Here is a 22,284-nt window from a genome sequence, read left to right as displayed (position 1 = left end):
TTCAGTACAGGCACCACTTTGTACGATAGCACGGTATTGCGTGGTGGTGGAGGTTGGTTGCTGTTAAGGTCGTGGTGGTATTGGCAATATCGGTATCAGTTGTAAAGTTATCGGTAGAACTTTCCCAACGGATGATATTTCCTGTCTGTCCACTTAGGGTAAGTGTTGTTGAATTGGTTCCGGTACACACATTGGTACTTCCCGCAATGCTTCCTCCCACTGAAGTCGGATCTACAGTAATGGTTGCTGTAGCAGAAGTAGCTTCAGTACAGGCACCACTTTGTACGATAGCACGGTATTGCGTGGTGGTCGTAAGGTTGGTTGCTGTTAAAGTCGTGGTGGTATTGGCAATATCGGTATCAGTGGTAAAGTTATCGGTAGAACTTTCCCAACGGATGATATTTCCTGTCTGTCCACTTAGGGTCAGTGTTGTTGAATTGGTTCCGGTACACACATTGGTACTTCCCGCAATGCTTCCTCCCACCGAAGTCGGATCTACAGTGATGGTTGCTGTAGCAGAAGTAGCTTCAGTACAGGCACCACTTTGTACGATTGCACGGTATTGCGTGGTGGTGGTAAGGTTGGTTGCTGTTAAGGTCGTGGTGGTATTGGCAATATCGGTATCAGTGGTAAAGTTATCGGTAGAACTTTCCCAACGGATGATATTTCCTGTTTGTCCACTTAGGGTCAGTGTTGTTGAATTGGTTCCGGTACACACATTGGTACTTCCCGCAATGCTTCCTCCCACTGAAGTCGGATCTACAGTAATGGTTGCTGTAGCAGAAGTCGCTTCAGTACAGGCACCACTTTGTACGATAGCACGGTATTGCGTGGTGGTGGTAAGGTTGGTTGCTGTTAAGGTCGTGGTGGTATTGGCAATATCGGTATCAGTTGTAAAGTTATCGGTAGAACTTTCCCAACGGATGATATTTCCTGTTTGTCCACTTAGGGTCAGTGTTGTTGAATTGGTTCCGGTACACACATTGGTACTTCCCGCAATGCTTCCTCCCACTGAAGTCGGATCTACAGTAATGGTTGCTGTAGCAGAAGTCGCTTCTGCACAGGCACCACTTTGTACGATTGCACGGTATTGCGTGGTGGTGGTAAGGTTGGTTGCTGTTAAGGTCGTGGTGGTATTGGCAATATCGGTATCAGTGGTAAAGTTATCGGTAGAACTTTCCCAACGGATGATATTTCCTGTCTGTCCACTTAGGGTCAATGTTGTTGAATTGGTTCCGGTACACACATTGGTACTTCCCGCAATGCTTCCTCCCACCGAAGTAGGGATAATTGTAAGGGATGCTTCATCTGAAGCTAAAGTCTGACAGGTGTTAAGTGTACTTGTTACTATCAACCTATATTTATTAGTGGAAGCTGTTATTGGTGGATTGGTTAAGGTTAATGCAGGGGTAGTTGCATTGCTATATATTCCTCCATTAGATATACTATTCCAAGCTCCGACACCTCCTACTTGCTCTAGCCATTGATATACCAATCCAGTTGTAGTACTTGTACTACCACTGTAATCCGGATTTGTTCCTGGGGCGGTTCCTGTATAAGTAGTTGTACTTAAAGAGCTTGCTGCGGCTGTAAAAGTAACATTGCTCCCTAAACATATAGTACTATCACTTGGTTGTGTGTCCATTTGTATTTGAGTAGCAACAATTTCATTACCTGTGGTCTCTTGTCCTTGATCACCTCCTATATCTGATGCTCCAGAAGCATTTACAAGGTTAGGAACTCCATTGCTATCGATACTTCCTTGAGCTGCTATATCTATTCTTCCATTTCCGTCTAACTGACCAGAAGAAACATTTTCACTTGCTTCTACTGCATCAAAGCACCCATCATTATCACTATCTAAATCTAAATGATTCGGAATTCCATCATTGTCGGAATCTAAAAAACCGCCACATATTAGAGCTAAGTTGATAGGAGATTTTGTATTTCCAGATTTTAGATCAAGTTTTAGCGATGTTGTGGTTGTTTTAATTTCCCAAGCTTCAGATGCTGAAATAGCACCTAAGGCATCAAAGTTCAAAATGCCACCAGAATTGGAATTAATCATTAAATCACCATTTGGGTCGGCTACAGTAAATTCTCCTGTTGAAGTTAATTCCCAAGTATCCCCTGTATCAAAATTTCCAGTTATACCAATTTCATGTTTTAGAGAAACTGTTACTGGGGATGAAAAAGTAAAAGTTGCTGTTCCTCCTTGAGTGATTAAGATATCTCCATTAGCATTACCTTCGTCTACTGTACCTGTTGTAGTAATTGTTACATCTATTATTTTTTCTGTATCTTGATCAAAATAACTTCCAGAGGTTAAGGTAGTTCCAATTCCTGTTAAATCTAATGGGGTTCCTGCGCAAGCTAATGATTCTTCTGTGTCTAATATTCCATCATTATCATCATCTAAATCTAGCCTATCGGCTATTCCATCACCATCAGGGTCTGTCCCTGATCCATTAATAGTAATTACTAAATTAGCTGTATCAGAAGACACTCCGTCGGAAATTTCATAAAAAAATGTATCTGTTAATGTTTGACCTACGAGTAAGCCTGCTACTGCTGGGTTTGATGTATCAACAATATATTCATAACTTCCATCTGGATTCATTATTATTGACCCGTAAGTTCCAGGGTATAAAGTATTTAAATTTCCGGCATTTAGGTTACCTAATGTAGTACCAAGTCTTATGGTGGTAACAGAGCCAGAACCTTGCCAATAAATATCTGAAACACCAGCAATTTGTCCAAGAGGGTCAGGATCTGTAACATTAGGTCCATAATTATAGCTTAATCTTAATTGATTAATTGGCTGTTCAAAAAAAACATTGATATTTCCTGTAGCATCACTAGGTATTGCGCTACCTATTCCATAAAAAGTATTACTTCCTGAGTTAATTACTCCACCTGTTGTAACAAATTTATAAGTTGAATTTATACCATCTAAATTACCTTCAATTTTTATTTGATCTTGCCAAGAACTTCCTTGTGAAAAATCAATATCTGTTAGTAAGAAACCTAAATTAAAAACAGGTTGATCAAAATCTATAACTAAAACAGTGTCATCAGTGGGGTTAGTTGTTCCGTCTATATTATATATTAAATAACCTGTATGACCTCCGTTGGTAGTATAATCTACTGTTTGGTTAAAGGATGTACCAAATCCTCCAGGGTCTAAAGTAGTAAAAGAAAGCCCCACGCCACCAATAGTTTTTGTTTTTCCATTTACTGTTTCTCCATTTGTAAAATTGCTTTCCCAAACTAAAGTAGATAAGCCTCGATCTACGGTATCAGAGCCCCCAGTTCCAGGATCGGTTATTACATTACCTGTGGCACTTGCATCGATAAAAGCAGTTAAAGAATCTGTGTTATCTATTGCGTCAGGGGCTTCATCTACTCCGTTAATTGTTATGGTTAATATACCATAATCTTTTATACCAATGGCATCAGCTACAGTATAAGAAATAATATCATCTAAACTCTCTCCGTTTCTTAAACCTGTAACAGAAGCATTTGTTTCATCTACATCATAAGTATAAGTACCATTTGCTTGTATTGTAATGTCTCCATATAAAGTAGTATAAGTGTTGTTAACAGCTGAAGGATAGACATCTACTTCTGTTACCGATATGGCGGTAGAGCCAGAATCATTAGTAAGAACATTACCTGTAATAGTTCCAGTAGAATTAGCAAGAATACTATCAGCTTCATCTACAACTGTTGGGGGAGTAGTGTAGATTCTTATAATGGTTTGTGCTGTGGTAGAATCTCCATTTGTATCAAAAATGGTAACATCCATTGTGCGTACCCCATCTGTATATGGGCTTTGCAAGTCTCCATAAAACAAGGTGGATAAAAACGTTTCAAACTCAGAATTAGAGATAGGATTTCCAGAGGTTTCTACAATATTAAATGTTGTGTTTGTTAGTTGTGTAATTTGTATTGTTGAACTCCCTATAGTATAGGTAAATGGACCAGATACCGGTAATTGTAACCATAATAAATCAAAACCACCGCCATTATTAATAGCTAACAATTCACCAAAAGGAGTATCAACAATTCCAGAAAAACTTATTGTTGCACTTAAAACACCTGTATCTGTTGTTACTTTTGGATCTACAGTTACAGGGAAAATGTTTGATGTTGTTGGCTGTAGTTGGAAATCATAATTATTTCCTGGTGTTATAGAGTTTAAATCTAAAGTTGGTGTAGCCATCATCATCATACTAAAAGTAGATGAAAAGGATCTTTGATTTAAATTACTATTAGTTATTTTTTTTGTTAAAAAAGAACTACTTATAGGGTTAACTAGATTGTTTGATGAGGATAATTTTGTGTCTTGAGGTGGTTTATAGGATAATGTTTTGTTGAGATTACTTCTTTTTAATTCTTCTTTTATGATTACTTGCGAACTAAGGCTAATAGTAAATGTTAAGAAAATTATATATAATATGCTTTTATATACACTATAGTGAGGGTGTTTATTTTTCATATAAAGCTTTTTTTGTTTAGATGGATTATAGTGCAAACACTTGTTTGTGTTTTTTGCGCTAGAATGTGTGATACTCTTTAATTTAAGACTAAAAAAATAGGATACACTTCATCAACTCGTTAGAGTTTGATAATCAAGTTAAAATTAAATGGGAAACTATAAAAGAACATCTTTAAATATAGTTAACCGTATTAATGATTATGTGGAAAGTGTTATAGTTCTTATATTATAAAACATACTCTTAAACCTGTAATTAAAAGTTTTAAGAAACTTAATTGAAGGAAATGCTCTCCACATTTTTGAGAGAGTGATGGATTGGAGTTTAACTACTCCTTTTTTTCTATTGATAGAAATATGTAGTTTGTTGAGAAGAATTATAAATTCTAATATAAAATCTACACTAAACTTTTTAAAATAAAAGTGTTTCATATTTGGGGGGACTTAAATTTAGTTTATGATAAATACTGTTACTTCATCTACTTTTTTGTTTTTAATTGTAAAAAGAATTTAAAGGTGTGATTTTAAAAAATGACTCAAAAAATCACTATAAATATATAAAAAATAAATTAACATTTTTTTATGTTTTTTAAGATAATTTTATAATTAACAGTTCCTTGTCACGGATAGAAAATAAAATTGAATAAGAATGTTAATTATTATTTAATTATTCTTCTATGAATATAAAACACGTTATTTTTACGAGTTCAATACTTATTTAAAAATGAAAAAAATATATCTAATACTACTATTATTTACTTGCTCCTTTACGTTTTCCCAAGTGCACGATCCAGTAAAGTGGAGTACTTCAGTAAAAAAGATATCAGATAAAGAAGCAGAGTTAGTAGCTACCGCAACAATTCAAAAAGATTGGCATTTGTATTCACAAGAGATTCCAAAAGGAGGGCCAATTCCAACCTTATTTACTTTTGAGGGAGATACTAAATACTTGAAAAAAGGAAATACTAAAGAAGAAGCAGGACATGTAGTGGACGATCCAATCTTTGAAATGAAAATTAAATATTTTGATACTAAAGCTACTTTTACTCAGAGAATCCGTTTAAAAACTACAGAAAAGTTTACAGTTAAAGGAGTGGTAGAGTATATGGTGTGTACAGGAATGAACTGTTTACCTCCAAAAGAAGTAGAATTAACTTTTAATGTAAATTAATCCCTTTCCCCAAATAAGATGAAAAAAATACTAGCATTTTTGTTTTGTTTTACTGTTGGGTTTTCGGCAATGAGCCAAATTCACAATCCAATAGAATGGAAAACGAGTGTAGAGAAAATTTCTGAAACAACGTATAACTTAGTAAGTACAGCAACAATTCAAGGAAGTTGGCATTTGTATGCACAGGAAGTTCCGAGTGGAGGGCCTATTCCAACAACTTTTACGTATGATGATGATGGAGGGAAAGTTAAAATTGTAGGAAACACTACAGAGCCGGAGGGAGAAATTAAGTTTACAACACTTTTTGGTGATGAAGGAATGAATATTAAATCTTTTGCACACAAAGCAGTTTTTAAACAAGAAGTAGAACTGGTTAATGCTGGTTTAACCCAAATAAATGCGTTTGTAGAGTTTATTGCTTGTACAGATGAAATGTGCTTGCCTCCAAAAGAAGTAGATTTGGTGTTTGATTTAACTAAAGCGACAGCAGTTAAAGTTTCTTCAGATAACGTTAAAGAGACAAAAACAACAGATAAAGTAGCTTCAAAAGAAAGTAAAAAGAAAGAAAAGAAAGGTTTATGGGGGATTTTCTTCATTGCTTTTTTATCTGGGTTTGCAGCATTGTTAACTCCGTGTGTATTTCCTATGATACCGATGACAGTAAGCTTTTTCACAAAACAAAGCAAAAGTAAATCAGCAGGAATTCGAAATGCAATTATCTACGGAATATCTATTATAGGGATTTATGTATTATTAGGGTCGGTAGTAACTGCTGTTTTTGGAGCTGATGCTTTGAACGCATTATCAACGAACGTATGGTTTAATATAGTTTTCTTCTTAATCTTAGTAATTTTTGCTGTGTCTTTCTTAGGAGCTTTTGAAATTACTTTACCAAGTTCATGGGCAACTAAGGTAGATTCTCAAGCTGATAGAGGAGGGTTAATCGGAATTTTCTTTATGGCGTTAGCCTTAGCAATTGTATCATTTTCATGTACAGGACCAATCGTAGGTACTTTGTTAGTAGAAGCAGCTTCTAAAGGAGGAATAGCACCTATTGTTGGAATGTTAGGATTCTCCTCAGCAATTGCTTTACCATTTGCTTTATTTGCAGCTTTCCCAGGATGGTTAAATTCATTACCAAAATCAGGAGGATGGTTAAATACGGTAAAAGTAGTATTGGGGTTCTTAGAATTAGCTTTAGCATTTAAATTCTTATCAAATGCCGATTTAGTATTACAATTACATCTACTAGAAAGAGAGGTGTTTATTGCTATATGGATAGCTATTTTTGGAGCCTTAGCTTTTTATCTTTTCGGAAAAATACAATTACCACACGATAGTCCAATCAGTCATATTTCTGTAGGAAGATTAAGTTTAGGGTTGATTGTATTATCTTTTACCATTTATATGGTTCCTGGGTTATGGGGAGCACCGTTGAATTTAATCAGTGCATTTCCACCGCCACAACATTATAGTGAGTCACCTTATGGAGTAGGATTTACAAAACAAGCAGTAGTAAGTTCAGGTAATCAAGAAAATGGACATGAGCGTTTGCCAGAAGGAGCACATTTAATGCCACCACATGATATTATGTCGTTTCATGATTATGATAAAGGATTAGCTTATGCTAAAAAAGTAGGAAAGCCAGTAATGTTAGATTTTACAGGACATGCTTGTGTAAATTGTAGAAAAATGGAACAAAACGTTTGGGTGAAACCAAAGGTTTTAGACGTGTTGAAAAACAAAGTAGTTTTAATCTCTTTGTATGTAGATGATAAAAGACCATTAGAAGAAGACGAGGTGGTAGAATCAAAGTTAAACCCAGGAAAAAAACTAAAATATATTGGTCAAAAATGGAGTGAAATGCAAACTATTAAGTATAAAGCAAACTCACAACCATTTTATGTATTAATGAATCATGATGAATCAAATATAATAGACCCTATAGCATACACACCAGATGTAGATGAATATTATAACTGGCTTGAAAATGGGATTACTAATTTCAAAAAGTAATTAGAAATTATATCATAATTAAAAGGCACTTCAGATTTTTCTGAAGTGTTTTTTTGTTTAATTATATTGTGCTATAAACCTAGAAAACATTGTAAAGGGTTCTTTTACAGTAGCTGTTTTGAAATTATCTATAAAATTCGTACCTTTGTAAGATATGGTAGATACTACACACGAGAAAAAAAATCAACGAGTTTTTACATTCAACTACCTTGTGTTCCGTAATCAATCGGACAAGTTTATCCCACCAGGGTTCTAATTTAAGTTTACAATAACTCCTCCTTTGTGAGAAGTTTCTCTAATATATTTAAAAACACTTTGTAGAACTATTTACCAGTTAAAAAATAGATTTATAAAATGTTTTTTTTGACCTTACGAGTATCTGTTTATAGATAATCGTACACTTTTCTAAAAAGTATTCCGCATTAAAAGACAAATACCAAAATAAATAGGTTTTGTATTTATTGCTATTTAAGTTTCAGTAGAAAAAACTAAAGAAACTTACAGTTATTACATACCTATTCTTTTTTATAAAAATTAAATTATGACAATAAAAACTTACGATGCATTTAATCGTATAACCCCTCTAGAAATAGAAAGAGTAACTAACTTTTTATACAAACATCTTGAAAAATATGGAGATGAAAAATCAGCAATTCGTAAAGCAATAGACTATGCAGCAAAAGAGCGAACAGGATTAGGTGGATATGTTTTTACGATAGAAGATAAAGGTGAAATTATAGGTGCAGTGGTAATAAATAAAACTGGAATGGATGAGTATATCCCAGAAAACATTTTAGTGTACATAGCCACTCATAATAAATATAGAGGGAAAGGAGTAGGAAGAAAAATAATGACACATGCTATAGAAAACTGTAAAGGAGATATTGCTTTACATGTAGAAAAAGATAATCCAGCAAAATTTTTGTACGAAAAGCTAGGATTTACCACTCCGTATTTAGAAATGAGACTAAAGAGATAATATGAGACAGTTAAAAATAACAAAACAAGTTACCAATAGAGAATCAAAATCTATTGAGAAGTACTTACAAGAAATTGGTAAGATTGATTTGATTACTGCAGATGAAGAGGTTGAGTTAGCTCAAAAAATCAAAACAGGTGACCAAAGAGCATTAGAAACTTTGGTAAATGCTAACTTACGTTTTGTAGTGTCGGTGGCAAAACAATATCAAAATCAAGGATTACGCCTTTCTGACTTAATTAATGAAGGAAATATAGGTTTGGTTAAAGCAGCAAGACGTTTTGATGAAACGCGTGGATTTAAGTTTATATCGTATGCCGTTTGGTGGATACGCCAGTCTATTTTACAAGCTTTAGCAGAACAATCTCGTGTGGTTCGTTTACCGTTGAATAAAATAGGAAGCATTAGTAAAATTAATAAAGCAGTTTCTAAGCTTGAACAAAGTAATGAACGAATGCCAACTCCAGAAGAAATAGCTAAAGTTTTAGATATGACTGTTTCAGATGTAAAACAGTCAATGAAAAACTCTGGAAGACATATTTCTATGGATGCACCTTTAAAAGAAGGAGAAACATCAAATTTATACGATGTAATGAAAGCTTCAGAAGCTCCTAAACCAGATAAAGATTTAATGCAAGAATCTTTACAGTTGGAAATTAGTAGAAGTTTAGAAACATTATCTCCAAGAGAATCTGATATCATAAAGCTATTTTATGGTTTAGAAGATTACCGCCCTATGAGTTTAACTGAAATAGGAGAAACTTTTGACTTAACAAGGGAGCGCGTACGCCAAATTAAAGAAAAAGGACTTAGAAGACTCAAACAAAGATCGAGAACTAAAGTGTTACAAACTTATTTAGGCTAGTTTCGACTTTGTTTAATCCATAAAAAACAGAAATAATAATTTTAAAAAGATCTAAATATGTTAATAATACAAGTAAAAGAAGGTGAAAATATCGATAGAGCGATTAAACGCTACAGAAGAAAATATAGAAATACAAAAGTTTTACAAGAAATAAGAGATAGAAAAGAGTACACAAAACCATCTGTAAGCAGAAGGGAGCAATTAAAAAAGGCTCAGTATAAAGAGCAGTTTTTATTAGAGCAGGAAAAATAAGATATGGATATACATTTTATTGATCTATTAATATTTGTGTTATATCTAGTTTTTATGCTTGGAGTAGGAGTATACTTCATGAATAAAAACAAATCAAAAGACGATTACTATGTAGGGGGAAGAAACATGTCAGCAGGTCATATAGGACTCTCTGTTGTTGCAACGGATGTTGGAGGAGGGTTTTCTATTGGCTTAGGAGGTCTTGGTTTTTTAATGGGACTCTCCGGCAGCTGGATGCTTTTTACAGGGTTATTAGGTGCTTGGATAAGCGCCGTTTTTTTAATCCCTAAAGTATATCCAATAGCAAAAAAACATCATTTTCTAACGTTTCCAGAGTCATTAGCTTTTCACTACAATGCAAAAGTCGCTCTAATGGCAGGAATTATTTCGTTAATAGGGTACATAGGTTTTACAAGCTCACAAATTTTAGCAGGAGCAAAACTAGCATCCGCTACATTTCCTTCTATATCTATTACTAATGCAGTTTTAATTATGGGAGTCATTGCAGTGGTGTATACAGTTATTGGAGGAATAAAAGCTGTGATTTATACAGATACCATTCAGTGGATAATTCTAATGATAGGGCTAATAGGAATTGGAATCCCTATCGGTTATGCTGAAATAGGAGGGTGGAGTGGAATTAAAGAAATATTACCAGCCAGTTTTTTATCACTAACCAATGTTTCGTTTATTGATATGTTTAACTGGATAATCACAATAGTACCTATTTGGTTTGTTGGAATGACTTTATACCAACGAATTTATGCTTGTAAAGATGAAAAAACAGCAAAAAAAGCATGGAAAATAGCGGGACTTTTTGAGTACCCAATAATGGCGTTTATGGGAGTTGCCTTAGGGTTATTTTCAAGAGTAGCCTATGAGCAAGGAATGTTCGCTAGTATAGGGTATGCCCCAGGAGTAGAATTGGATGCAGAATTGGGACTTCCATTGTTGCTGAGAAGTATTTTACCAGTGGGTTTAATGGGATTAATGATGTCGGCTTATTTTTCGGCAATCATGTCTACAGCCGATAGTTGTTTAATGGCAGCTTCAGGAAACTTAACAACAGATATTTTTGGGTATTTCAAGAAAAGTATCAGTATAAAAAACTCACAATTAATAACCTTTTTAATAGGAGGCTTAGCTATTGTATTGGCAACAAAAATGCAAAATGTATTAGAGTTAATGTTGTATTCGTATGCCTTTATGGTATCAGGGTTGTTAGTTCCTGTTTTAGGAACGTTATTACTAAAAAAACCATCACCAATTGCCGCTTTTTATGCTATGATTTCAGGAGGATTGACCACTTTAATATTAATTGTTTTTGAAGTAAAACTACCTTTTGACTTAGATGCGAATTTCTTCGGAATTACATTATCAGCTATTGTATTTTCAATAATTCAGTTAATTAATAATCCAAAATCATGGAAAGCCTAAAGGATACTTTAGAGAAGGTAAGAAAAGAATTACATAAGTTTCCTGAAGTTTCTGAAGAAGAATATGAAACTAAAAAAAGAATACAAACTTTTTTAGAGGAACACACATTTTGTGAGATACAACCAGTGGCTAAAACAGGTTTGTTAGCAATCTTCAATGGAAAAAAAGAGGGGAAAACAGTTATGCTAAGGGCTGATATTGATGCGTTGCCTATTCAAGAAATAAATAGTTTCGAACATAAATCTGTAAATGAAGGAGTCTCTCACAAATGCGGACATGATGGGCATACAACTATTTTACTTGGAGTAGCAAAGCTTCTTACGGAAAAACCGTTGTCTAAAGGAAAAGTAGTATTACTTTTTCAACCTTCAGAAGAAAATGGAAGAGGAGCGCAGTCTATTTTAGAAGATACTTATTTTAAACAACTTAATATAGATTATGTTTTTACGCTACATAATTTACCAGGTTTTACCAAACAAGAAATAATTGTAAAAGAACATGAGTTTACTAGCAATGTAAAAAGTGTTATAATTACTTTGGAAGGAAAAACAGCACATGCAGCAGAGCCAGAAAAAGGCTACAACCCAGCTAATGCAATTGCTGAAATTCTTCATTTTGTAAGACAAGAAACAAAAAATATACCAGAAGATTCTGATTTCTTTTTAGCTACTCCCATATACGTAACAATGGGAGAAAAAGCCTATGGAGTATCAGCAGGATATGGAGAAGTACATCTTACATTAAGAAGTTGGAGTACGCGTTTAATGAAAGAAAAACAGAATAACCTCGAACAATTACTTCAAAAGCTTCAAGAAAAAGAAAAGTTAAGTATTAATACTTCTTGGTTTGAAGAGTTTTACGCAAATAAAAATAACAAAGAAGCTGTTGAGTATATAAAAAAGGTAGCGGAACAACTAAATTTATCAATTAACGAAATAAATAGTCCGTTTAAATGGGGCGAAGATTTCGGGTTGTTTACACAACAATATAAAGGAGCTATGTTTGGACTAGGAGCTGGGAAAAACACTCCTGCACTACATAATCCAGATTATGATTTTCCTGATGATATAACAGTAACAGGAGCACAATTATTTTATAATATTTTAAAAGAAGTTCAACAATAATGACTCATACATCTTATTTAGAATTATCTGAATCAGCAATAAAAAATAACATCAATTTTATACGTGAAATAATAGGAGATACTACTATTTTTTCATCTGTAGTAAAAGGAAATGCTTACGGTCATGGAATTAAAACCTATTGTATGTTGGCATACAAATACGGAGTAAGACATTTTAGCGTTTCTGATGCGAATGAGGCTTTTGATATAAAAAAAACACTACCTTATGAAGATGTAACCATTATGATAATGGGAATGATTGAAAATAGCCAGTTACCATGGGCAATTGAAAATGAGATAGAGTTTTTTGTTTTTGAAGAAAATAGACTACAAAAAGCGATAGAAGCAGCAAAAAAAGTAAAAAGAAGAGCTAAAATTCATTTAGAAATCGAAACAGGAATGAACAGAACAGGCTTTGTTCCGAAAGAAACAACAAAAGTTCTTAAATATATTGAGACACATAAAGAGTTTGTTGATGTTAAAGGAATTTGTTCTCATTTAGCAGGAGCAGAAAGTATATCAAATTACAAGAGAATAACCGATCAAAAGAAAAAATTTAAAAATGTAAGAAAGAGAGTAAAAGAACTTGATTTATTCAATCCAAATTACCATTTAGCAAGTTCAGCAGCTACAATTAGATACCCAACAACAAGGTTAGATTTGGTAAGAGTTGGTATCTTACAGTTTGGATTTTTTCCAACAAAAGAGATATTGGTTCATTATTTAACCAAAGAAAAAATTGTAGAGAATCCGTTAAAAAGAATCATATCTTGGAAAACAGAAGTTATGGATGTTAAAACGATAAAAGCAGGTCAGTTTATTGGCTATGGTACATCATACTTTACAAACCAAGAAACCAAAATAGCAATTATACCAGTTGGATATTCTTCAGGATATAGCCGTTCTCTTAGTAATAAAGGAAAAGTTTTAATAAGAGGACAACGACATAAAATAGTAGGAACCATTAATATGAATATGATGGCAGTAGATATAACACATGCCGATACTATTGAAAAAGGAGATGAGGTTGTATTAATAGGGAGTCAAGGTGATGTTGAAATAACAGTTTCATCATTCAACGATTCAATACAAATAATTAATTATGAATTATTAACACGACTTCCTGAGAATTTACCAAGAATAATAACAAAATAATTATGGCAGAATTAATTATATATTCTGAAAGAATAAAAGATAACATAAAAAAACTAAGTAATTTCTTTGAAAAAAATCATATCGAATGGAGCTTGGTAACAAAAGTTTTCTCGGGAGATAAAACATTTTTAAAAGCAATTTTAACTCCGGATGTAACTGAAAAAATAAACTCGATTGGAGATTCTAGATTAACAAGTTTAAGAAACTTAAGAGAGGTGAATCCAGATTTACGTACTATTTACATAAAACCCCCAGCAAATATTTATGCAGATGATGTGGTAGAGTACGCAGATATTTCTTTAAACAGCTCTTTATCTACTATAGAGTCACTTAATGAAGCAGCGAAGAAGAAAAATAAAATTCATAAAATTATTATCATGATTGAAATGGGTGAGTTAAGAGAAGGAGTAAAAAGAGATGATATTTTAGGGTTTTATGAAAAAGTATTCAATCTACCGAATATTGAAGTAATAGGTATAGGTTCAAATTTAGGATGTATGTACGGAGTAGAGCCTACTTATGATAAGCTATTGCAATTATCGTTATATAAAGAATTAATATCGGCTAAATTTAATAAGGATTTAAAATATGTGTCAGGCGGTACATCAATTACGTTACCATTGGTGGAAAATGGAGTCGCTCCTAAAGATATAAACCATTTTAGAATTGGAGAAGCTGCATTCTTTGGAGTAAGTCCGTTAGAGAATAAGCAGTTTAAAGATTTGCATACAGAAACATTTGAGTTTTATGCTAACGTAATAGAGTTGGAAAAGAAAAAAATAGTTCCCGATGGCATTATAAGTGAAGCAAGTATTGGACATACATCTACTTATGATGAAAACGATGTACAAGAAACATCGTACAAGGCAATTTTAGATTTTGGTTTATTAGATGTAGATAAAAATGATATTGAAGTTGAGGATAAAAGTATATCTTTTGTGGGAATTACTTCTGATATGTTAGTAATTGATGTTGGGTTGAATAAAAATGAAGCAGGAGATACAAAATATAAAGTAGGTGATAAAGTAAAGTTTACACTTAGCTATATGGGGGTAGCAAGATTGTTAAGTTCTAAATTTATAGATAAAGTTTATGTATAAAACAAAGATATCTACCCTCTACTTTTTTAGGGGGTAGATAGTAATGGTATTACCTAACCATGCTTGTAATTTATCATACATGATTTTTTGTTTTTCGTCAGAAAAATGTCTTATTCTAGTAGCATGATTTGCATTAGGTAATACCATTTTTAAGGCATCAACCTCTTTTTTAGGTATAGGAGCACAAGCGTACCAAGGATCATTTTCGCCGTAAATGTATAAAATTCGATTCCCTTTATTTTCTACATAATTGCGCACTTTTTTAATATAATTTGGGTTGTAGCTTATGTCAATATTTTTAGGAGCGAAACGCTTATTAGAACTACAGGTAACCACTTGAAGCAAATCTTTAACAGGTGTTAAGTCATATCCATAATACCCTAATTCTGTCATATGTTGATAAAAGGAAGGAAGGTAATAGTTATATCCCCAATCACTATAAACAGTAATATCAGAGTTCTTTATTAAAAAGTTAAATAATACGTTGATATCATCATTGTTCTCAGGTATTTTATCACACTTGCCATCTCCCCATTGCCAAAAAGAAAAAGGAAATTCTAATACAGCATATTCTAAAACTTCATTAAAAGGAACTTCATTAAAAGTAATCTCATTAGTCGTAGCATATTCTTTTAGTAATGGAATTATATCGCTTCTTTTATGTAAAATAGCACGTTGAAATGTTTTAATTCTATCTCTACAAGTTTCATTCTTAATAGTATTTATGAAATCGTTAGTTCTAATATCTTCTGTACCGTTTATTAAAGGAGCTACGTAAGGCACAGTTACATCAATATCATTAGGAAAATTATATTTATAAATTAATGCAGTTTCTCCTCCTTTACTAATACCCGTAGAAATCCATTTATTCTTGTACAAAGATTTTAACTTCTCAACAATAAAGTGATAATCGTTTGTGGCATTATCATTTGTTAGATATTTCCAAGGAATTTCATCAGGTCTAGATTTTCCGTACATTCTGTATTCTACAATAACTTGATTACCCTTAAAAATCTTGCTTAATTCGGTAGTTCTATTATGGGAAGCATACCCATCTGTAACCAAAATAGTAGGGTTATTATAGTCACTATGTGATATGTAAATATATTGCTTAAAAGTACCTTCTTCCGGATGTTTATGATCCAAAAATTGATTTAAAATAACTTGATAAGACTCTATAAAATGATCTTCAGTTTTTATAGTATTAATTTTAGCATTAGGAAAAACTTCTTGTAGTTTACTTTTAAAAGATTTATTATTATTTGTGTTACATGAAAGTAAAACAGTAATAATAAAAGTAAAAAGAAAAGTAGGAATTAACTTCATAAAATAATTTTGTATAAAATTATAGGCTTTCATTTTTTTAAATTGATACTATTTTATCTAACAGTGTGCAAATATTAAGTAGTTTAAGGGTAGATTCTATCGCAAGATTTTAAAAAACGTACATTTAGCTATGGAACAAATTGTACAAATTAATAATCAGTTTATAGAAAGTAATACATCTTTTCAAGAGTTAATAAATGAACTTAAAAAAGCATTTTCGGACAACAAGGTACAAGTACCTTTAAGGCACCATCATGATTTTACAAATCCTAAAGCAACTCAAGATTCAACCTTACTTTTAATGCCTGCTTGGAACCCAGGAAAAACAGCAGGAATAAAAATAGTTACCGTTAGTCCAGAGAATCATCAATTTAACTTACCAGCTATTCATGGAACATATATTTTGTTAAATTCTGTAAACGGAACTATTAAAGCAGTTTTAGATGCTAAAAGCTTAACAGCAAAAAGAACCGCGGCTGCTTCTGCTTTAGCATCTTCTTTTTTATCAAGAAAGAACGCAGATTCATTATTAATGATAGGTACAGGAGCTTTAGCTACTAATTTAATAAAAGCGCATTGTACAGTTAGACCAATAAAAAAGGTATATGTTTGGGGAAGAAACTATGAAAAAGCGAAAAAAATAGCAAAGCAGTGTAATAGTAATATTGTAAAAGTAGTACCAGTAGAGAAAATAGAAGAAAAAATAAAGGAAGTAGCGATTATATCTTCAGCAACATTATCTAAAATGCCATTAATTAATGGTGATTTATTACAAAAAGGGCAACATATAGATCTTGTAGGAGCTTACAAAAAAGACATGAGAGAAGCTGACAACTCAGCTATACTTAAATCAACAGTTTTTGTGGATACTTTTCAAGGAGGGCTTAAAGAGAGTGGAGATATTGTAATTCCATTAAACCAAGGGATAATAGAAGAAAAAGATATTAAAGCAGATTTATTTAGGCTGTGTGCTAATAACATTTTAGCTAGGACATCAGAAGAAGAAATTACACTTTTTAAATCAGTAGGTCATGCTTTAGAAGATTTAATAGCGGCAAATTATTATTATAAACAATACATATAATGAATAGGAGTAAAACATATAAAAATATTATACAAAAAACAACATTTACTATTCCCAAAGATTGGATACAGATAGAAACTATCGACATGCATACTGGGGGAGAACCGTTACGAGTAATAATAAAAGGATTTCCAGACTTAGAAGGGAAATCAGTTTTAGATTATAGACGATTTTGTAAAGAAAATTATGATTATTTACGAACAGCTTTAATGTTTGAACCAAGAGGACATGCAGATATGTATGGATGTATTTTATTGCCTCCAAATGATGATGAAGGAGATTTTGGTATTATTTTTTTGCATAATGAAGGGTACTCAACTATGTGTGGTCATGCCATTATTGCAGTCTCTACTCTTGCAATACACATGAAATGGATAGAGGTTGTAGAAGGAGAGAATATATTGAAAATAGATGCCCCTTGTGGTAGAATTGTTTCTTATACAGAGGTGAAAAACAATGAAGTAATAGGTGTAAAATTTCATTGTGTACCTAGTTTTGTTGTTGGCTTAGACCGTACAGTAAATGTAAAAGGGCTAGGAGAAGTTACATATGATTTAGCTTATGGTGGAGCTTTTTATGCATATGTAGACATGTGTAAAAATAATTTTGATTTTGATTTATCTGCAAGAAACTATAGAAATTTAATAAACGCAGGAATGGCTATTAAAAATGAAGTAATGTTGCAAGACAAAGAAATTTTACATCCTTTTGAGGATGATTTAAGCTTTTTATACGGAACTATATTTATTGATAATACTAAACAAATGTCTGGTAATGATAGTAAAAATGTATGTGTTTTTGCAGAAGGAGAAGTAGATAGATGCCCTACAGGATCAGGTGTTTCAGGGCGAATGGCAATTCACAAAGCAAGAAAAGAAATAGATTTTAATCAAGTAATGAGTATTGAAAGTATTACAGGTTCTACTTTTAAAGGTTCTGTAATTTCCGAAGAAAATTATGGAGCATTTAAAGCTGTAATTCCTCAAGTTGAGGGAACCGCATATATAACAGCCGTACAAACTTTTATAATAGACCCAAAAGATCCAATGAAAAAAGGGTTTATACTTCGATAAACCCCAAAATATTAATTAATTTTTGTGCATTTTTTAGCTAGCCAAATATTTTCTTCTTTAGTTAAGAAAGGAGAAAGTGTTTGGTAAACTTTACTATGGTAAGCATTTAACCAGTTTTTTTCATCAATAGTAAGTAAGTTTGCATTAATTAATGTGGTATCAATATAGCATAGTGTTAGTGGTTCAAACTCTAAAAAAATACCAAAACTAGAAGTTTTTTGTATTTTTGAAAGAACTATATTTTCTATCCTAATACCGAATTCTCCAGAAATATATAATCCTGGTTCAATAGTTGTTAGTTGGTTTTCAAAATGTGAACTTGTACCTCTTTCAGTTACTGTAGTGCTAGCAAATCCTTGGTCTGGTTCGTGTACCATACCAAAACTACCAATACCATGTCCTGTTCCATGTGGGTAATCTAATCCATTTTTCCATAATGGAGCTCTAGCAAAAGCATCTAATTGTACTCCTGTTGTTCCTCTAGGAAAAACAAGTTGTTCAAGTCCAATATAACCTTTTAGAACAGCTGTGTATGCTGTTGTTATTTTTTTACAAGGTGTGCCTCCAAGCCAAATAGTTCTGGTAATATCAGTAGTTCCATCTTCATATTGGGCACCACTATCTAACAATAAAATATTTTCATTTTTTACAAGCAAACAATTGTCTTTAGTAGCAGTGTAGTGAATGATGGCTCCATTTTTTTTATAGCCTACAATTGTAGCAAATGACTCACCTTTATATAAATCTTGTTGTTGCCTAAAATAATTAAGTTTTTGTCCTATTTCATATTCAGAAACAACATTTTTACAGAGTTTTTTTTCAAGCCAAATAAAAAACTTAGTTAAAGCAACTCCATCTTTAATCATACACTTTTTGGAACCTTCAATCTCAGTAATATTTTTAACTGATTTAAGAGTTTTAGCATAAGATTTTTCAGAAATAAGGGTTCCTTTTAAATTAACAAAAGACTCATAATTTAAAGTAGAAAAGTCAACTATGGTTTTTTTATTATAAGTTATTTCAGACAGATAAGTTATGACTTCATCATAGTTTTTTATAAAAACATTATTAGCGTCAAAATCATTAATAACTTGGGGTGTAAATCTCTTTTTATCACAAAAAAAATAAATATCTTGTTTACCTATAAGAGCATAAGCTGTAACCAAAGGGGTATAGTCAACATCACTAGAACGAATGTTAAATAACCAGGCAATCTCATCTAATGATGAGAAGAAATAAAAATCTACATTTTTATCTTTTAACCTTTCCTGAATTTTTCTAATTTTTGATAAAGTTGAAGCTCCACTGTATTTAATTGAATGATGGTAAATAGGTGTATTAGGTAAACTAGGCCTATTTATCCATATATTTTTTGCAAAATTAGGTTGATTTTTAAGTTGTATGTTTTTTAAAGTTGTATGTGATGTTAAATAATTTATTTGTGATATGGAAAACAACCTAAAGTCTAAGCCAATACAAGTTTCTGTATTCAGTAAATTACATAACCAAGCTACATGTTCTGGAGCATGAGGAATAGATTGTTTATGTAGTTGTACTTCAGAAGTGTTACACTCTTCTTCAAACTGTAAAAAATATCGAGAATCAGTCCATAAAGCAGCTCTATCTTTTGTGACAATTAGAGTTCCAGCAGACCCTGTAAAACCAGAAAAGTATTCACGAAGCTTCCAATGATCAGCCACATATTCCGATTGATGAGGGTCAGTTGATGGAATTATAAAGGCATCAATCTTTTGAATAGACATGAAGTCACGTAAAGCTTTTAATCTTTCATTAACCATAATAGCTTTTTTAAGAAAAACGTTCAATGTTAAACGGTTTTATATCTAAACTTGTTTTTTTATTACTTATGATTTCAGAAACTAATTTACCCGTTGCTGGACCTAGACTCCATCCCATCATCGCATGACCAGTAGCTACTGTCACATTTTTAATTTTTGAGAGTTTACCAATATATGGTAACCCATCTGGAGAGCAAGGTCTGAGTCCGCTCTCTACATTATCAATGTCTTTTTTTGTAATTTGTAAATTGTCGTAATATTGTTTAGCGGCTTGAGTAATTGTATGTACTCTTTTTAGGTTTATTTTATTGTTAATACCAGCAATTTCCATGGTACCACCAAAACGAGTAAAACCATTCATAGGTGTTACAGCTACTTTTGCCTCAGTTAATATTGCAGGAATTGTAATACCCGTATTCTCTTTTACATTAACCCGATAGCCTTTACCTGCTTGAATAGGAATATTAATACCAAGTTTTTTAGCTATTCTTTGTGTCCATGAGCCAGTTGCTAATATAAATTCATCTGCAGTAATTGTATCATTAAGAGTATTGATATATTGTATTTTATTGTTTTTGATATGAAAATCAGTAACCTGTTCGTTAGCTAAAAAAGTTACATTATTTTGTGTTAAATATAGCTTTAACTGGTTCATGTACTCATTAGGTGTCATGTGAGCATCTGAATGATAGTAGATAGAACCTTTAATATTTAGTTTAATATTAGGCTCTAATTTTTGAGTTTGTTCTTTAGTTAAATGTTCTACTTTTAACCCTTCTTTTATGCCTAATTTTCCTATATTCCACTCTTCTTCCCCCATTTTATCAGTTTTATAATGCATTAATAAACCTTTATGTTGATAATGAAAATCAAAATCATTAGAAGTTTTAATTTCCTCATAAAGCTCTTTACTAAATACATTAATATTTTTGATAATAGGAATAGAAGTTGCAACTTTTTTATGTGTAGCAGATTTTTTAAATAACCATGCCCATTGAAAAAAGTCATAATCTAACTGAGGTTTAATAGAAAAAGGACTTGTAGAGCTAAACATCCATTTAATACCTTTATTAATAATGCCTGGTGCGGCTAGTGAAATAATATGACTAGGTGTTATAATACCTGCATTAACATAGGAAGCACCCGAAGAAAAGTTAGATTTATCTATAACAGTTACTTTATGACCTTCTTTTTGAAGGAAATACGCAGTAGATAAACCTATAATTCCTCCACCAATTATAATACAATCTTTCAATAATGTAACGTTTTAATTGTTTTTTACCAATAACCTAAAATTAATGATTTAAATAACTTGAAAACCATAAGCATATGGGTCATCTTTATCATCTATTATAATGTTATTATACCCATATACTTTTGCCCATCCTTGTATACTGGGAATAATAGCTGGTTTACCGTTTAAAGTTGTTTCTTTTTCTACACGACCAATAAACTTACTACCTATAAAGCTCTCATGTATAAAGTCTTCTTCAATTTGTAATTTTCCCTTTGTAAATAATTGAGCTAATCTAGCAGATGTACCAGTACCACAAGGGCTTCTGTCAATTGCTTTATCACCATAAAATACAGCATTTCTTCCTGATGAGCTTGGGTTTATTGGATCACCTGTCCATAGCATATGTGTAACGTCTCTAATAGTTTTATTCTCTGGATGAATAAACATGTCAGGATATTTTTCATTTATTCGATTTCGAACAACTTGAGAGTATTGAATAATTTTAGATGCTGTAAAATTGTGTACACCCGAAAAGTTTTTTTGAGGATCTACAATTGCATAATAATTTCCACCATAAGCTACATCGAAAGTAATTTCTCCTAAATCTGGACAATCTACTGTGAGTTCTTCAGCTGCTAAATAACTTTTTACATTTGTCAAACGAACCCAATCTACTTTTTTTCCGGTTTGCTGATATTCAATTTCAACTAAGCCAGCAGGAGCTTCCATTCTAATCTTTCCTGGAACTTTAGGTGTAACTAAGCCTTCTTCAATTGCTATAGTGATTGTTCCAATTGTTCCGTGACCACACATGGGTAAACATCCAGAAGTTTCAATAAATAAAATAGCAAAATCATTTTTAGGGTTGTGAGGAGGGAACAAGATTGAGCCACTCATCATATCATGACCACGAGGTTCAAACATTAAACCTTTACGAATCCAATCATACTCTCTAAGGAAGTGTTGACGTTTTTCGCTCATGTTGGCTCCTATTAAGTTAGGACCACCTCCTGCAACAACTCTCACAGGATTACCACAAGTGTGTGCATCTACACAAAAAAAAGTTTTTTTCATCTTAAATTGAATTGCCAGCTTGTATTCTGTAGTAGAAAAAACCCTTCAAATTTTTCTATTTTGGAAAGACGAAGCTGGCTTTATTTCAATTTCTT

General features: G+C 32.4%; 16 protein-coding genes. 11 read left to right on the top strand and 5 right to left on the bottom strand.

The genetic code is table 11. The annotated features are described in order from the left end of the window. Position 1 precedes the first annotated feature (1 nt). Positions 2-4,501, bottom strand: a complete 4,500-nt coding sequence (locus tag ACXIHB_RS07765; protein WP_462099318.1) for a beta strand repeat-containing protein — start codon at positions 4,499-4,501, stop codon at positions 2-4. A gap of 721 nt (positions 4,502-5,222) precedes the next feature. Between ACXIHB_RS07765 and ACXIHB_RS07760 the strand changes: the two genes are divergently transcribed. From ACXIHB_RS07760 to ACXIHB_RS07720, 9 genes are all read left to right on the top strand, one after another. Beyond that, positions 5,223-5,669 carry a protein-disulfide reductase DsbD domain-containing protein gene (locus ACXIHB_RS07760; RefSeq protein ID WP_159614101.1) on the top strand — a complete coding sequence of 149 codons (447 nt, stop codon included), beginning with the start codon at positions 5,223-5,225 and terminating at the stop codon, positions 5,667-5,669. Between the two features lie 18 nt (positions 5,670-5,687). Next, entirely contained in the window at positions 5,688-7,685 is a 1,998-nt protein-coding gene (locus tag ACXIHB_RS07755) for a protein-disulfide reductase DsbD family protein (RefSeq protein ID WP_462099317.1), read from the top strand. A gap of 541 nt (positions 7,686-8,226) precedes the next feature. Beyond that, entirely contained in the window at positions 8,227-8,664 is a 438-nt protein-coding gene (locus tag ACXIHB_RS07750; protein ID WP_172644832.1) for a GNAT family N-acetyltransferase, read from the top strand. Position 8,665: 1 nt separating this feature from the next. Continuing rightward, a complete protein-coding gene (locus ACXIHB_RS07745) occupies positions 8,666-9,529 on the top strand; it encodes a sigma-70 family RNA polymerase sigma factor (protein ID WP_047788651.1) in 864 nt (287 codons plus the stop codon). Positions 9,530-9,586: 57 nt separating this feature from the next. Further along, positions 9,587-9,781 (top strand): 30S ribosomal protein S21, encoded by a 195-nt coding sequence (gene rpsU, locus ACXIHB_RS07740; protein ID WP_073181894.1) that lies wholly within the window; start codon positions 9,587-9,589, stop codon positions 9,779-9,781. 78 nt (positions 9,782-9,859) lie between these two features. Then, on the top strand, positions 9,860-11,218 hold the full coding sequence (locus ACXIHB_RS07735) for a sodium:solute symporter family protein (RefSeq protein ID WP_462099316.1): 1,359 nt from the start codon (positions 9,860-9,862) through the stop codon (positions 11,216-11,218). Then, complete coding sequence (locus ACXIHB_RS07730; protein WP_462099315.1) at positions 11,206-12,342, top strand: amidohydrolase; 1,137 nt, start codon at positions 11,206-11,208, stop codon at positions 12,340-12,342. The genes ACXIHB_RS07735 and ACXIHB_RS07730 overlap by 13 nt, the downstream gene beginning before the upstream one ends. Beyond that, a complete protein-coding gene (gene alr, locus ACXIHB_RS07725; RefSeq protein ID WP_159493279.1) occupies positions 12,342-13,496 on the top strand; it encodes an alanine racemase in 1,155 nt (384 codons plus the stop codon). The genes ACXIHB_RS07730 and alr overlap by 1 nt, the downstream gene beginning before the upstream one ends. A 2-nt stretch (positions 13,497-13,498) precedes the next feature. Then, positions 13,499-14,596 (top strand): alanine racemase, encoded by a 1,098-nt coding sequence (locus tag ACXIHB_RS07720; RefSeq protein WP_047788646.1) that lies wholly within the window; start codon positions 13,499-13,501, stop codon positions 14,594-14,596. 18 nt (positions 14,597-14,614) lie between these two features. On the opposite strand, the gene ACXIHB_RS07715 is transcribed toward ACXIHB_RS07720, so the two are convergent. Next, the gene (locus tag ACXIHB_RS07715; protein WP_462099314.1) at positions 14,615-15,955 is read right to left on the bottom strand and encodes a S28 family serine protease; all 1,341 of its coding nucleotides are present in this window, start codon (positions 15,953-15,955) and stop codon (positions 14,615-14,617) included. A 97-nt stretch (positions 15,956-16,052) separates the two neighbouring features. Here ACXIHB_RS07715 and lhpI point away from each other — a divergent pair, with 97 nt between their 5' ends. Together lhpI and ACXIHB_RS07705 are read left to right on the top strand one after the other, a co-directional pair. Next, positions 16,053-17,006: a bifunctional Delta(1)-pyrroline-2-carboxylate/Delta(1)-piperideine-2-carboxylate reductase gene (gene lhpI, locus ACXIHB_RS07710; RefSeq protein WP_159614089.1), complete on the top strand. Its 954-nt coding sequence runs from the start codon at positions 16,053-16,055 to the stop codon at positions 17,004-17,006. Further along, positions 17,006-18,079: a proline racemase family protein gene (locus ACXIHB_RS07705; protein ID WP_159614087.1), complete on the top strand. Its 1,074-nt coding sequence runs from the start codon at positions 17,006-17,008 to the stop codon at positions 18,077-18,079. Before lhpI ends, ACXIHB_RS07705 begins: the two co-directional genes overlap by 1 nt. Positions 18,080-18,090: 11 nt before the next feature. Here the strand turns inward: ACXIHB_RS07705 and ACXIHB_RS07700 are convergent, their stop codons facing one another. The 3 genes from ACXIHB_RS07700 to ACXIHB_RS07690 are packed head-to-tail and all read right to left on the bottom strand — an operon-like array spanning position 18,091 to position 22,189. Beyond that, the gene (locus ACXIHB_RS07700) at positions 18,091-19,878 is read right to left on the bottom strand and encodes an aminopeptidase P family protein (protein ID WP_159493283.1); all 1,788 of its coding nucleotides are present in this window, start codon (positions 19,876-19,878) and stop codon (positions 18,091-18,093) included. A gap of 10 nt (positions 19,879-19,888) precedes the next feature. Then, a complete protein-coding gene (locus tag ACXIHB_RS07695; protein WP_462099313.1) occupies positions 19,889-21,133 on the bottom strand; it encodes an NAD(P)/FAD-dependent oxidoreductase in 1,245 nt (414 codons plus the stop codon). 48 nt (positions 21,134-21,181) lie between these two features. Beyond that, the gene (locus ACXIHB_RS07690; protein WP_047788642.1) at positions 21,182-22,189 is read right to left on the bottom strand and encodes a 4-hydroxyproline epimerase; all 1,008 of its coding nucleotides are present in this window, start codon (positions 22,187-22,189) and stop codon (positions 21,182-21,184) included. Positions 22,190-22,284: the final 95 nt, after the last annotated feature.

The organism is Tenacibaculum sp. IMCC1 (assembly GCF_054906355.1).
Note: the sequence above shows the minus strand (reverse complement) of the source record. Positions and strands in the feature narration are given on the sequence as shown.